Here is a 13467-nt window from a genome sequence, read left to right as displayed (position 1 = left end):
ATCTCTTTTCTTCCGCTTTTTTTCAGAGAAATTTTTCTGTCGTTTCATTCCCTGATTTGCGTGTGCAAAAGTATAAACTATTTTCTAATTGACCAAATCTTTTTGAGGAAAATTTTAAAACTTTTTTAAGTAAGCCTTAACTTTTCCTCTATAACCTCAATCAATCTAAATTCTACTTCGCTCCCCGCTCAAATCTCTCTGTTTGGGTTTGCAAAGATACCTACTTTATGTAAATTTCCAAACTTTTTATAACCTTTTTATCTCTAATAACCACAACTCATTGAATATCTGTAAGAAAAAATTAGAAACAAAAGAAAAGAACAATTCTGGCAATAAAAAAATCCCATTCAAAAGAATGGGATTTGGGATTTTTAAAAAGAATTAATTATTTATTTAATGCTTTATTAAGGTTTACAGCGTCTTGATAAGTTGGATTTAACTGTACAGATTTTGCTGCATAATCTTTAGCTTTTGCTACGTCGCTATCTTTTACCAAATATGCTACTGCAAAATATGCGTAAGATAATGTCTCTTTATTAGCTTCTAAATCTGCTGGTTTTACGGTAGCAATAAATTTCTCATAAGCCATTTTTGCCAATTCGTTATTGCCTGCTTGCTGATAAGAATACCCTTGGCTATAATAAGCAGGTGCCCAATCAGGAAGCAAACCACTCATTTTCTGCCAAGAAAGAACTGCACCATTCCAGTTTTTCGCTTCTTGATATGCATTTGCCAATTTGAATAAAGCGTCTGTATCTTGAGGATTTGCATTCACTTTTTTCTTAAGCTCTTCGATTTGAGGATTTGTTGGTCCTGCATCTACAACAGACTGGCTGATTCCTCCACCACCTTTAATTTTCAATAATTCAGCATCCCAGTTCATGGTTTCATCTTTAGCAGCTTTAGCGATAGCAATTTTTTGTTGCGCTTCGGTAGTTAAAGCCGATTTCTTCGCTGCATCGGTTTCTTTGTGAGCCAATCCTGCAGAGATCAATCCTAATAAACCTTGGTCAGCTGGTTGTACTCTAGATTTTTCAGCTTTAGAAATAAATTCGTTCATGCTGGTTTTAGCTTCATCATATTTTCCATCTGAATACAAAAGGTAAGCTCTCAATTTATATTTGATTGGGTCATTCACCTTGTCAAATACTTTATCTAAATAAGTTTTAGAGTTAGCATAATCTTCGTTGGTGAAGAACAATTTAGATATTTCCAATTGAGTATCCGGATCTTCATCAGCATACTTTGCATAGTTTAATAAGTCTTGTGTTGCTAAAGCATTTTGCTGATATTTGATATCATAACCAGCTTTAGCTTTGTAAGCTGGAGCATATGAAGGATCTGCAGCAATTGCTCTATCAATATTCTCTTTTGCTCTCTGCCATTGTTGTGCTTGCATCCACAAAGTACCCATTCTTGTATAAACTGATGCTTTGTTTTTTGCTACTGGCAAAGCTTTGTCATAGGCAGTCATTGCTGAACCTGCAACTTGAGGGGAGTTGGTCAATTTCAATCGATAAGCATCTCCTAAAGTATAGTAATAATAAGCAGGAGTACCGCCTTTTTGAGATTTTTCCACCGCTCTATTCAAGAAATCGATAGCTAAATCAGCATTACTAGCTCCACCAAAAAGCGTTAAAGCTTCTGCTGCTCTATAAAGCACTTCAGCATCTTTATCTTTAGCATCTTTTACAATGTTTTGAATTTCAGCGATTGCAGATGCATCACCTTTTCCAAGTTTTACTGTAGCAAGACCGATTTTATTCAAATTGCTTTTTTTGTCTGTAGCAAGACCTTTATTAAAGTTCTCAAGTGCCAATTCGAAATTTGGTTCAAACTGCGTGAGATATGAGTTTCCTAAGTAAAAATAATTTTCTGCTGTAGGGGATTTGGTAATCATTTGATTGAAAACCTGTTTTGCGTTCGCATATTTATGACTATCCGCACTAGCGATACCATCTTGTAATGTTTGTGCAAATGCGAATTTGGAAAAGAATCCTACCGCAACTCCTAAAGCAATTTTTTTTGTTAAATTCATTATATCTTTCATTTTAATTGTTTAATAAATAATAATTAGGTCACGAGTATCCCAATTTTTATACCAAAAGTAAATTATTTTCTTCTGAGACGAAATTTTAATAAAAATTAACGCATCTGAACTTCTCTTCTGAAAATATTATAGGGTTGAAGGCCTTCTTTGGAGACTACTATTTGTCCCAATTGTTGACAAGAAAACCGAATCAAACCATTCGCTAAACCATAATAGGCTTCATTGGTGATGAAATACAATACTCTGGTAAACGGATATTTCAGTGATCTGATATTTTCGATTTCGGGCGTATATGAAATATTTTTCGAAACAACCGGAAGAATCTTCACTGAATTTCTCAAATCTTGGGATGTTTTATCATAAGGTCTGCTGATGGTATTAAGACTAATCACGCCAATCTTATCTGGATATTTGTTGATTTCTTCGATGACATTCTTATTTCCTTTAATGATTGAAAATTTCAATTCAGAAGGGATTTTATTGAGTTTCTGCGCAACAAAATTCAAATTACTAGAATTGGTCCCATCGAAAATAATCTTTTTCTCATCAGATTGTAGTTCTTTTTCTATTTCCTCCATTGAAATCTCTGTTCTGGAAGAATTTTTAGGAACTACAAAAACTACTGCATCGGCAGCAAATTTTCCCGGAAGCAAGTCCATATCAATCTTCTTTTTGAATGCTGCTTTCTCTTCATCTGTTAAATCTCTCGATAAAATAATAGCTCTTACTTTTTGATCAAGCAAATCCAAAAACGCTAAATCTTCTTTTTGAATGATAAGATTGATTTTAGTTTTAGGGTTTAATGCCATATATCTCTCAGTAAGCGCTTCGGCAACACTTTGGAAAGACTCATCCGCAGCAATAGTGATGGTTCCCTGTTGAGGATCATCTACTACTCTATCGCTCTTTTTACATGAAATAAAAAAAGTAAAAAATACAAGAACAATAATGTGAAAACTATTCTTCATCTTTATCATGCCGAAGTCTATAAATCGCTCTACCAATCCTGAAAATGCCATACAAAATGAGCAATGCACCCAAAGCATACGCAATATTTGGTTCGAGAAAAATAATAAAAAATTTATAAATGATGACAACGATTCCTAAAACGATGTAAAAAAATCCTGTAATCAGTGATAACCAGTTAAATATCATGTGCCAAAAATACAAAAAATAAAAAAAAGAGAAGCTAAAGCTTCTCTTTATAATATAAAATTCTTATTGAGAATTATTCGAACTGCATTGTAAGTGGTAATCTGTATCGATAACGTACAGCTTGACCGTTGATTTTTGCAGGAGCCCATTTGTTTTTAACAGACTTAACTGTTCTGATTGCTTCTGCATTAAAATCTTTATTCGATCCATTTGCTTTTATGTCAGTGATACTACCATCTCTTTCTACTACGAAGGTAATTTCAGTTTTTACAGTTCCTTCATCACCTTCCATTACAGAAGTGTCAAAATTATTCTGTACTTTGCTTCTGAAGGAGTTAATTCCACCTGGGAATTCTGCCAACTGTTCTACTTCTGTATACACCTGAGTTTCTGAAACTTGAGGCTTCACTTCCACAGTGGTCGATTTACTTGGACCTGGTGGCGGTGGAGGTGGTGTATAAGTAGGAGTCTTTACCCCTTCTTGGTTAACCAAACCAGTAGTTGTTTCCAACTGTTTTGTGATTGGCGGCGGTGGAGTTTCCACTTTTGGCGCTTTCACTGGTTCAGGAACCACGTTCTGAATAATTTCTTGTTTTGGTTCCTCTTTTGGTGGTGGAGGTGGTGGAGGTGGTTCCTCTTCCTTCGGTTGTTCAATAATTGGATCTTCCGGTACAATATCGATCAATTTCGCATTTACTTCTTGAGTTTCTTTAGCAGTCATTTGCTTAATTTTCATTATCACAAATGGTGTAAATGCAGCAACGCAAAAAAGAATGGTACCGAAAATAAACGCCTTAGTAAGAACAGATCTGTAATTGGTTCTCAAATCATATGCTCCGTAGGCTTTATTTCTGTTTTCAAATACAATTTCATCTAATGATAGATTACTGTTGTATGTGTTATCTTCTGCCATTTATTTTTCTTTAAATATTATAGTAAAACATTCTATTTAGTGTCAGCTGCAGGAGCTGCCGGCGCTGAAGAAGCACCCACTTTTTTATCATAAACAGCTTGCTCCCAACTTTTAACATCGGTAATACCGTATATTTCGTTTTTGGTAATTGCCATTTCATCAAGAATGTCTACAAAGTTCTTATATACTGCATCGTCTGTAGGCTTGATGATCACTGTAAATTTACTTTGATCTTTAGCTTTAGCTTTTGCTTGCTCTATTACTTTAGTAATACCATTTCTATCAAAAGTTGTTTCCTGCAAGGTTTGTTCGTTCAAACTAGCTGCATCTAACTGGTGATAGAAAATTCTATTGTCTTTTCCTATAATTAGAGAAATTGAGTTGGATAAATCAATCTCTGTTGGTGGTGGTTTTTGGGTTGGATCTTTCGGTTTTGCCGGAAGACCTAGATCCATCACATTCGGTTTGTTGAAAGTAGTTACCAACATAAAGAATGTGATCAAAAGGAACGCCAAATCCACCATTGGGGTTAAATCTACGTGTGGTGCCTGCTTTTTCGAGCGTACCTTACCGCCTTTCCCGCTGTTGTCTTTTACTTGTACTTCTGCCATTTCTTTATTATTGTGCCACTTCCTGACTTGTTATTAACCAGAATTTTAAGAAATCGATATCTCTTAATCCCTCAAATAAACCTTTAACTTTTGGATACTTGGTTTGCACATCTCCTTTGATTGCTAATTTGTAATCAGGATTTACCGCTAAACTTTGCTCTACCCAATCGATTAATTGTTTATTTGTACTATCCAATGGAACTCCGGTTTGGCTTTTGAAAGCTTTACGGTCATCATCAGAAAGATTTAAATATCCTTTCAATTGATTCATTGGAACTCCTACTGACTGAATCTTAGTGAAAGCCACTTTTTCCTGGTCATTGAATTTCATTCCATATTTCTCTCCCATTTTTTCTAGCAATGCCATTCTTTCGGTACCGTTTTCAACGGGAGTAAAATAGAATTTGCCGTCGGTTGTACTAAGCACAGTCATTAAACTCGCATCCGGAAGAAGCTTTTCAGAGATAGAAGATGGCGTTGTTATCGTCTCAACATCAGGTTTTGCAAACTGAGCCGTAAGGATAAAGAACGTAAGGAGTAGGAAGGATACATCGGTCATTGCCGTCATATCTACCCTAATGTTATGTCTTTTTGGTTTGACTCTCGCCATTATTATTATATTTTATTATTAAACTTCATGTTTTTAGATTGGTTATAAAAAACCAAATCTGACAACATCGATACAAAATTTCTTAGTGAAATTCTGCGAAAGACTGCTGAATTGACATTGCAATTTCGTCAATTTTGAAAGTAAGTCCGTCGATCTTAGAAGTAAAATAGTTATAAAGAATAATCGCTACTGCAGAAGTACCAATACCTAATGCGGTATTTACAAGTGCTTCAGAGATACCAATTGATAATGCTGCTGAATCTGGTGTACCACCACCTGCTCCTAATGCACTAAATGCTTTGATCATCCCGATTACAGTACCCAATAGCGCTACTAATGTTGCTACAGTACCTAATGTAGAAAGAATCATCATGTTTTTCTCAAGCATTGGCATTTCTAGAGTGGTAGCTTCTTCAATAGATTTGTTAAGCGCTACCATTTTTTGTTCTTTGTTCATTGAATTATCATGAGCCAAAGCTTTGTAGGTAGTTAAACCTTCTTTTACTACGTTACCTACAGAACCTTCTTGTCTGTCGCACTCTTCTAAAGCTTCATCTACTTTGTTTTGGTTAAGCAATCTTCTTACATTTAATACGAAGTTGTCAACATTTCCTTTACCAGCTGCTTTTCTTAAAACTAATGCACGCTCGATAGAGAATACAATTACGATAATCATGAAAGAAATTAGAATAGGAACGATAATTCCACCCATATATATAATCCCCATAAATCCGCTTGGATGTAATTCTTTTGCTTCTAAATCTGAGAAACTTACTGAAGAAAGACCCTCGAGTCTTGGATCAGCCTTAAAGTTTCCTGGATTACCCAAAACAAATAAATAAATACAAATTCCTATAGCGATAAGAATAGGAATTATTAACGCAGGATTTAATCCCCCTAACTTTTTAGCAACTACTTGCTCCTCGTTGTTTGAAACATTCATTTCCATACTAAACTAAATTATAATTGTTATTTTTTTAAATTTTGCGAGTGTAAAATAAAGTCAAAATATTTAATAATGCAAGAATTTACCTCCTTTAAAATTATTTTTTTTGTAGGTTAACATTCATTAACATTGCATTATCGGTAATTTTTGTTTTGAATTTTGAAGATAATTTCCAATTTTAAAAATACCTTTAAAAATTAATAAAAATTAACCCCTTTTTATTACGATTGTTTTTTTGCATTTTTTTTTATAATTCTAAAATTATATTACAATATTAATTATTTTTTTCGGGACTATGATGATCTTTTTAGGATTATTTCCTGCTAATTGTTGCAAAACACGAACATCTTTCAATGCAGCTTCTTCGATTTCCTGCGCCGATAAATCTGCAGGCAAGGTCAATTTGAACCTCATCTTCCCATTAAAGCTTACTGGATACTCGATTTCGTCTTCTACCAAATATTTTTCATCAAATTCCGGGAATTTTTCGAACTCAATAGAAGTCTGATGTCCCAATTGCTCCCAAAGTTCTTCCGAAATATGTGGCGCATAAGGAGAAACTACGATTGCAAGTGCTTCCAAGATTTTTCTCTTATTAGTTTTAAGCTTCTGAAACTCATTTACCGCAATCATAAATGACGAAACCGAAGTATTGAAAGAGAACTGATCGATATCCGAAAATACTTTCTTTATTAAGGTATGAAGTACTTTATACTCTTCTTTGGTCGGCTCTTCTTCAGAAACTTCGAAAACATCTCCATTATAATATAGATTATAGAATTTTTTCAAAAATCCGTAAACTCCACTTAAACCTTGCGTGTTCCAAGGCTTTGATTGTTCTAATGGCCCGAGGAACATTTCATACAATCTCAAACAATCTGCGCCGTATTCTTCACAAATATCGTCAGGATTGACCACATTGTATTTTGATTTCGACATTTTTTCCACTTCCCTTTCGGTGATGTATTTTCCGTCTTCAAGCACAAATTCAGCATCCGCAAATTCGGAACGCCAATTTTTGAATTTCTCAAGGTCTAATTCATCGCTTGTTCCTTTCAATAAAGAAACATCCACATGAATTTTTTGGGTAGTGTAATCTTTGGCTAAATTTTTAGAAACGAATTGATTGGTTCCATCGATTCTGAAAACAAACGCACTCATTCCCAAAATCATTCCTTGATTAATCAATTTTTGAAAAGGTTCATCGTGATTGATGTAATTTCTGTCTTTTAAGAACATATTCCAAAAACGAGAATACAATAAGTGACCAGTTGCGTGTTCGCTTCCGCCAATATATAAATCGACCTGTCCCCAATAATCTGTTAAGTTTTTATCCGCGAAAACCTCAGTATTTTTCGGATCCATGTATCTCAAGAAATACCAAGAACTTCCTGCCCAACCTGGCATCGTAGAAAGTTCAATCGGGAAAACAGTTTTTTCATCAATTAAATCTACAGCAACTACTTTTTGGTTTGTTTCGTCCCAAGCGAAATTTTTCGCATTTCCTAATGGCGGGTCTCCGTCTTCAGTTGGCAAATATTTTTCAACTTCTGGCAATTCTAAAGGCAATGCAGAAACGGGCAAAGTATAAGGCATTCCTTCTTTATAATATACTGGAACAGGTTCTCCCCAATATCTTTGTCTGGAGAAAATCGCATCACGCTGTCTATAATTCGTGGTTCCGTGACCAATTCCCATTTTTTCGATTTCGGAAATAATTTTTGCTTTCGCATCATTATAATTCATTCCGTTCAAAAATTCAGAATTTACACAAACTGAATCTTTAGAATCATAAGATTCTTCTTGAATATCGAAATCGTTTTCAATCACATTGATGATTTCTAAACCGAATTTTTTCGCAAAACGATGATCGCGTTCATCGTGCGCTGGAACCGCCATTACAGCACCCGTTCCGTAACCCATCAACACATAATCTGAAATATAAATCGGGATATTCTTCCCTGTGAAAGGATTTACCGCATAACTTCCCGTGAACGCTCCTGAAACGTTTTTCACGTCTGCCATTCTATCACGTTCTGTTTTTTTGGAAGTTTCTTCTATATAATTTTCAACTTCAGTTTTTTGCTCTGGAGTCGTCAACTTTTCAACCAAAGGATTTTCTGGTGCCAAAACCATAAAAGTTGCCCCAAAAATAGTATCAGGACGAGTTGTAAAAACTTCAATTTGCTCATCAATTCCTGAAACATTGAATTTCACAGCCGCTCCTTGTGATTTCCCAATCCAATATTCCTGAGAATCTTTCAAAGGTTGTGGCCAGTCCAAAGTTTTCAAACCTTGCAACAATCTTTCAGAATAAGCCGTAATTCTCATGCTCCATTGCATCATTTTCTTCTGGAAAACTGGGAATCCTCCTCTTTCAGATTTTCCGTCTTTCACCTCATCATTCGCTAAAACAGTTCCCAAAGCTGGACACCAATTCACGGTAGTTTCCGCTCTGTACGCTAATCTGTAATTCAATAAAATATCTTGCTGATCGAGTTCTGAAGCATTTTTCCAATCTTCAGCGGTAAAATTTAATTCATCATTTTGAACTGCCGAAAGATTTTCTGTTCCAAATTTTGAAAAATGTTCCACCAAAGTCTCGATGGATTCTGCTTTATCTGTATTTTTATTGTACCAAGAATGAAATAATTCAATAAAAATCCATTGTGTCCATTGATAATAGGAAGCATCGGAAGTTCTCACTTCTCTACTCCAGTCGAAAGAAAAACCGATTTTTCTTAATTGTTCTTCGTAACGATTAATATTCTGTTCAGTAGTAATCGCCGGGTGCGTTCCGGTTTGAATCGCATATTGCTCTGCTGGTAAACCGAAAGAATCGTAACCTACAGGATGCAACACATTAAATCCTTGATGTCTTTTGAATCGCGCATAAATATCGGAAGCGATGTAACCTAGCGGATGACCAACGTGTAAACCCGCTCCAGATGGATAAGGAAACATATCCAAAACATAAAATTTCGGTTTATCGGTTTTGTTTTCGGTTTTGTAGGTTTGATTTTCTTCCCAGAATTTCTGCCACTTCTTTTCTATCGATTGATGATCGTAAAACATGTTTTAATTTTAAATAAGCCACAAATTTAAGATTTTACAATGGATTTTAAATCAAACTAATAATTGTAAATTTGTGAAAATTTAAGATAAAAATTTGATGCCCGAAGTTTCCATCATCACGCCCGTCTATAATTCCTCCAAATTTTTGGCTCAAACGATTGATTCGGTCTTTGCGCAAACTTTCACCGATTGAGAATGGCTGATTACCGATAATCAATCTACGGACGATTCGGTGGAGATAATTCAAAAACTTAAAGACAGTAAGATAAATCACACTAACTCTGAAAATAAACTTTGAAATCACTGTAATATCAATTGCGCTTTCAACGGATTTAAGAAATATTCAAAACTTTTTAATTAATGGAATATTCCAAGGAATTTAAACAAGCTTTAAGTGAATTTTCGTCGGTTGAAAAAGACCGATTAATTTTTCGATTGCTAAAAAAAGACAAATTGCTCTCGAAAAAGCTCTATTTTGAACTGATTGATCCTGAAACTACCGATCAAAAAAGAGAAAAAATGGAAGAAAACATTCGCGAAAAAGCAATGTTGGCCGCCAAATATATCGGAAATTCAAAATATTATCTTACTATTATCCGCGGAATTAGCGCCGAAATTACCGAACATTTGAAAGTGACGACCGACAAATTCGGGGAAGTTTACTTGAATCTTTTTTTGGTGAATGAAATTTTAGAAAACAACGAATCTTTCGCGCATCAAAGATTCGACAACGTCTATAAACTCTACATTTACTTGATTAACAAAATCGTTCGCGCTTTGTTGCTCATCAAAAAAATCGACGAAGATTATTGGATGGAATTTGATGAAATTTTAGAAAAAATCGACGGTAAAGTTCACGAAAACAGATATTTGGAGAAATTATTCATCAATAACGGAATCGATTTCAATTGGCTGCGTTCAGAAAACATTCCTGAAAATTTTGATTTGATTATTAAAGACATTAAAAATAAAGGATTTTTACGATAAAATTTTATTCAAAATAATATCTGAAGCATTCGGTTGCGAATCGATGAAATTTCTGGCATTTTCGCTCATTTTTTTTAGCGATTCTTCGTCATTTAGAAGGTTTAGAATATAAGGCGCAGCGAAAAATTCATCCTCAAAAGATTTCCCTCCATGTTGCGCAATCAACTCATCTGCTTCTGGGTTTTTCAGATATTGATCACCAAAAAGAACGGGAATTCCGAAGGTTGCAGCTTCCAAAATATTATGCAATCCTTTCGAGTGAAAACCTCCTCCAACCACGGCCAAATCGGCATAAGAATACAATTTGGAAAGCAAACCGATGCAATCAATGATGAGAACTTGCACGTTGGAAGATGAAAAAATCTGAGGATTTGTTATTTGGGAATAAAGAATTGCATTCGGAAAAATCTTTTTTAGATTTTCTACCCTTTTCAAATCGTGTGGCGCAATAATCATTTTCAAATCCCGATTTTTCGAGGCAACAATTTCCGCTAATCGTTCTTCGGATTCCCACGAACTTCCGAAAACAATAGTCTTTTTATTTTGTTTAAAATCGTCGATACAATCCACAAAATTATCTCTTTCTCTCAACTTTTTAACGCGGTCAAATCTCGTATCTCCTGCGGTTAATGAATTTTTCAGTCCGATACTTTTCGCCAAAGCAGTTGAATGTTTGGTTTGATGAAAAAACCAATTTACATTCTTCGAAAGTTGCTCCACAAACCAATTCCCGTAAGCTTTGAAAAAAACCTGTGTTTCATAAAAAAGTGCGGAAACGACATAAATTTTAGCGTCCTTCTGTTTTAAATCGGCCAACAAATTGTACCAATAATCATATTTTACAGTGAAAAAAATATCGGTTTTGAAATGAGATGTAAATTCGTTTATCCAGATTTTTTTATCGAAAGGCAAATAGCAAATCGCATCGGCAATGGTGTTTTTATGAATCACATTTTCATATCCTGAAGGCGAAAAAAAAGTAATGAGGATTTTGTGATTAGGAAGTTTTTCTTTCAATTTTTCCAAAGCAGGAAGCCCTTGTTCGTATTCGCCTAGACTCGCTGCATGCATCCAAATCACCTGATCATCAGTAGAAAATTTAGACTTTACGATTTCACAAGATTGCCTTCTTCCAGCTAATCCTTTTTTCAATTTATAATTAAAAATCGCACCGATTTTCATGGCGAAAATAAGTAATGAAACAAATATGTTGTAGAAAAATTTCAAAGTGATTTAAGTTTAATTGGATGGAATTTCTTTGGATTTATTTTTAGATAACTTCCACGAATAGATCATCATACCGATCATGAACAGAAAAAGTAATACTAATAAATAATGCGTTGCAGAAGATAATCCATTAGTTTTCCCTAAAGCGTTGAGCACACTTTCATAGCAAATAACTCCTAAAAGAGAAATCGTTAAAACCATTAAAATGGAAACCACCAGTTCTGAAATGATTGGATTATCTTTTAAATTTTGGGGAATGTTAAGCAGAGGAAAATCCGGCCTTTTTGCGACGTACAGCAAAAACACAAAGATCGCTGTCATCAAGATATTGAGGAGGATGAGAAGTTTTTTAGCACCAAAACCATCTGGATTTCCTGCAAAATCATAATGAACAGGAATAATTTCTGGTAAATTTTTATAATTCAAAATCGTGAAAATCCAAATGAAAATCAAGATGAAAAAGGAAATCGACTTTAAGAAAAAGGAAGTATTTTTCATGGCCAATATTTATAAAATTCGTTTCACAAAACGCAATTTGTGGGTATGCTTTGCTAAATCTTTATTGAAAATTCCTGTGGAATCCAGCAGATCGATTCTTACTTTTCCGTAAGCGTGAATAATTTTTTGATCTTCCAACATGATTCCCACATGGGAAATTTTGCCTTCCTGATTTTCAAAAAAAGCCAAATCTCCGGGTTCACTTTCTTCCACAAAATCTAAAACATTTCCCACTTCCGCCTGCTGGTAAGCATCTCTAGGCAACTGAATTCCGTGAACTTTGAAAACCAATTGGGTAAATCCGCTGCAATCAATCCCGAAAAAACTTCGTCCGCTCCACAAATACGGAACATTTAGAAAGCGTTTTGCGGTTTCAGAAAGCGAATTCCCGGTGGTTTCCGACAAAGTTTGTTGTTCATCAGAAAGTATTTCACTTCCTAGAGAAAGCAAGATTTTACCTTCGTTAAAATTAAAAATCTCAAAATCTTCGGTAAGAATTCGCGAAGTTTTTTGGTCAAATTCATCCTCAGAAATTTTCGAAATTTGCTTTGCATCCACCCAACCTTCGTAGGCGTCAAAATCCATTTTTATTTTTGAAAAACTTCCGTTTTCTTCGATAATTTCTACCTTTTCACCATAGAGAAGTTGGGAAACCATCTCCGACTGATGTGAGTTTTCTGCCCGAAGTGGCGCTACCGAAACATTGCAAATTCCTTTTTCCATATATTCTGAAAATTCTATTTCTTTCTCATTAAATTCACCCCATCCCGCAAAGGTAAAATAAGATTTTCGAAATCTTCGTCCTGTGCTACCAAATCATTCAATTCTTTGATGTTTTGCGTCGATTTTAATTTCGGATTTTCTTCCAAAATCTTTCCATACCAAAGCACATTATCAAACATTACAACCGATCCAGATTTCAACCGAGGCTTGATGAGTTTAAAATATTCCACATAATTTTCCTTGTCCGCATCGATGAAAACGAGGTCGAAAATTTCTTCGGTTTCCTTTAAAAACACCTTTGCATCTTGAATTTTAAAATCGATTTGAGAAGAAAATTCGCTTTCATCAAAATATTTTTGAGGCAAATAAGCCAAATCTTCATTCACATCCAAAGTGGTAATTTTTCCATCTTTTCCTAAACCTTCCGCTAAGCACAACGTCGCATAACCTGTAAAAGTTCCGATTTCCAGAACGTTTTTGGGTTGCATCATCTTAGAAAGAATGGAAAGCAATCTTCCTTGTTGATAACCAGAAATCATGTGTGGTTGCGTGGTTTTTTGGTAAGTTTCTTTTCTCAACTTTTTCAGAAGCGCAGGTTCTGCAGAAGCGTGATTTTCTAAATATCGGTCCATTTCCGGACAGTTTTCTTCAAAAAAACTCATGGTAATTTTT

14 protein-coding genes are annotated in these 13467 nt (G+C 34.8%); 2 read left to right on the top strand and 12 right to left on the bottom strand.

The features are described 5' to 3' along the window. Positions 1-385: 385 nt before the first annotated feature. From NOV28_RS09805 to leuS, 8 genes are all read right to left on the bottom strand, one after another. A complete protein-coding gene (locus NOV28_RS09805; protein WP_255930371.1) occupies positions 386-2050 on the bottom strand; it encodes a tetratricopeptide repeat protein in 1665 nt (554 codons plus the stop codon). Between the two features lie 95 nt (positions 2051-2145). Continuing rightward, positions 2146-3018: a PstS family phosphate ABC transporter substrate-binding protein gene (locus tag NOV28_RS09800; protein ID WP_255930369.1), complete on the bottom strand. Its 873-nt coding sequence runs from the start codon at positions 3016-3018 to the stop codon at positions 2146-2148. Beyond that, positions 3008-3205 (bottom strand): C4-dicarboxylate ABC transporter, encoded by a 198-nt coding sequence (locus NOV28_RS09795; RefSeq protein ID WP_255930367.1) that lies wholly within the window; start codon positions 3203-3205, stop codon positions 3008-3010. Before NOV28_RS09795 ends, NOV28_RS09800 begins: the two co-directional genes overlap by 11 nt. Positions 3206-3278: 73 nt before the next feature. Further along, positions 3279-4118, bottom strand: coding sequence for an energy transducer TonB (locus NOV28_RS09790; protein WP_255930365.1), 840 nt, complete (start codon positions 4116-4118; stop codon positions 3279-3281). Positions 4119-4150: 32 nt separating this feature from the next. Further along, positions 4151-4729, bottom strand: coding sequence for an ExbD/TolR family protein (locus NOV28_RS09785; RefSeq protein WP_255930363.1), 579 nt, complete (start codon positions 4727-4729; stop codon positions 4151-4153). A 7-nt stretch (positions 4730-4736) separates the two neighbouring features. Beyond that, positions 4737-5339, bottom strand: coding sequence for an ExbD/TolR family protein (locus NOV28_RS09780; RefSeq protein ID WP_255930361.1), 603 nt, complete (start codon positions 5337-5339; stop codon positions 4737-4739). An 82-nt stretch (positions 5340-5421) separates the two neighbouring features. Further along, the gene (locus tag NOV28_RS09775) at positions 5422-6288 is read right to left on the bottom strand and encodes a MotA/TolQ/ExbB proton channel family protein (RefSeq protein ID WP_255930359.1); all 867 of its coding nucleotides are present in this window, start codon (positions 6286-6288) and stop codon (positions 5422-5424) included. Between the two features lie 258 nt (positions 6289-6546). Next, a complete protein-coding gene (gene leuS, locus NOV28_RS09770) occupies positions 6547-9360 on the bottom strand; it encodes a leucine--tRNA ligase (RefSeq protein ID WP_255930357.1) in 2814 nt (937 codons plus the stop codon). 97 nt (positions 9361-9457) lie between these two features. On the opposite strand from leuS, the gene NOV28_RS11210 reads away from it, so the two are divergent. Beyond that, positions 9458-9553: a glycosyltransferase gene (locus NOV28_RS11210; RefSeq protein ID WP_369413223.1), complete on the top strand. Its 96-nt coding sequence runs from the start codon at positions 9458-9460 to the stop codon at positions 9551-9553. Between the two features lie 167 nt (positions 9554-9720). Then, positions 9721-10347: a deoxyuridine 5'-triphosphate nucleotidohydrolase gene (locus NOV28_RS09765; RefSeq protein WP_255930348.1), complete on the top strand. Its 627-nt coding sequence runs from the start codon at positions 9721-9723 to the stop codon at positions 10345-10347. Here the strand turns inward: NOV28_RS09765 and NOV28_RS09760 are convergent. From NOV28_RS09760 to NOV28_RS09745, 4 genes are read right to left on the bottom strand one after another with little or no spacing between them, the layout of a single operon-like run. Next, complete coding sequence (locus tag NOV28_RS09760) at positions 10339-11574, bottom strand: 3-deoxy-D-manno-octulosonic acid transferase (RefSeq protein ID WP_255930346.1); 1236 nt, start codon at positions 11572-11574, stop codon at positions 10339-10341. The genes NOV28_RS09765 and NOV28_RS09760 overlap by 9 nt on opposite strands. Positions 11575-11586: 12 nt before the next feature. Further along, the gene (locus tag NOV28_RS09755; protein ID WP_255930344.1) at positions 11587-12072 is read right to left on the bottom strand and encodes an SdpI family protein; all 486 of its coding nucleotides are present in this window, start codon (positions 12070-12072) and stop codon (positions 11587-11589) included. 9 nt (positions 12073-12081) lie between these two features. Further along, positions 12082-12795: a C40 family peptidase gene (locus NOV28_RS09750; RefSeq protein WP_255930342.1), complete on the bottom strand. Its 714-nt coding sequence runs from the start codon at positions 12793-12795 to the stop codon at positions 12082-12084. A gap of 14 nt (positions 12796-12809) precedes the next feature. Then, a complete protein-coding gene (locus NOV28_RS09745) occupies positions 12810-13457 on the bottom strand; it encodes an O-methyltransferase (protein ID WP_255930340.1) in 648 nt (215 codons plus the stop codon). Between the last annotated feature and the right edge of the window lie 10 nt (positions 13458-13467).

Source organism: Kaistella montana (genome assembly GCF_024436175.1).
Lineage (GTDB): Bacteria > Bacteroidota > Bacteroidia > Flavobacteriales > Weeksellaceae > Kaistella > Kaistella montana.
The sequence above is the reverse complement of the archived record's forward strand: the minus strand, read 5'-3'. Positions and strand labels throughout refer to the sequence as shown.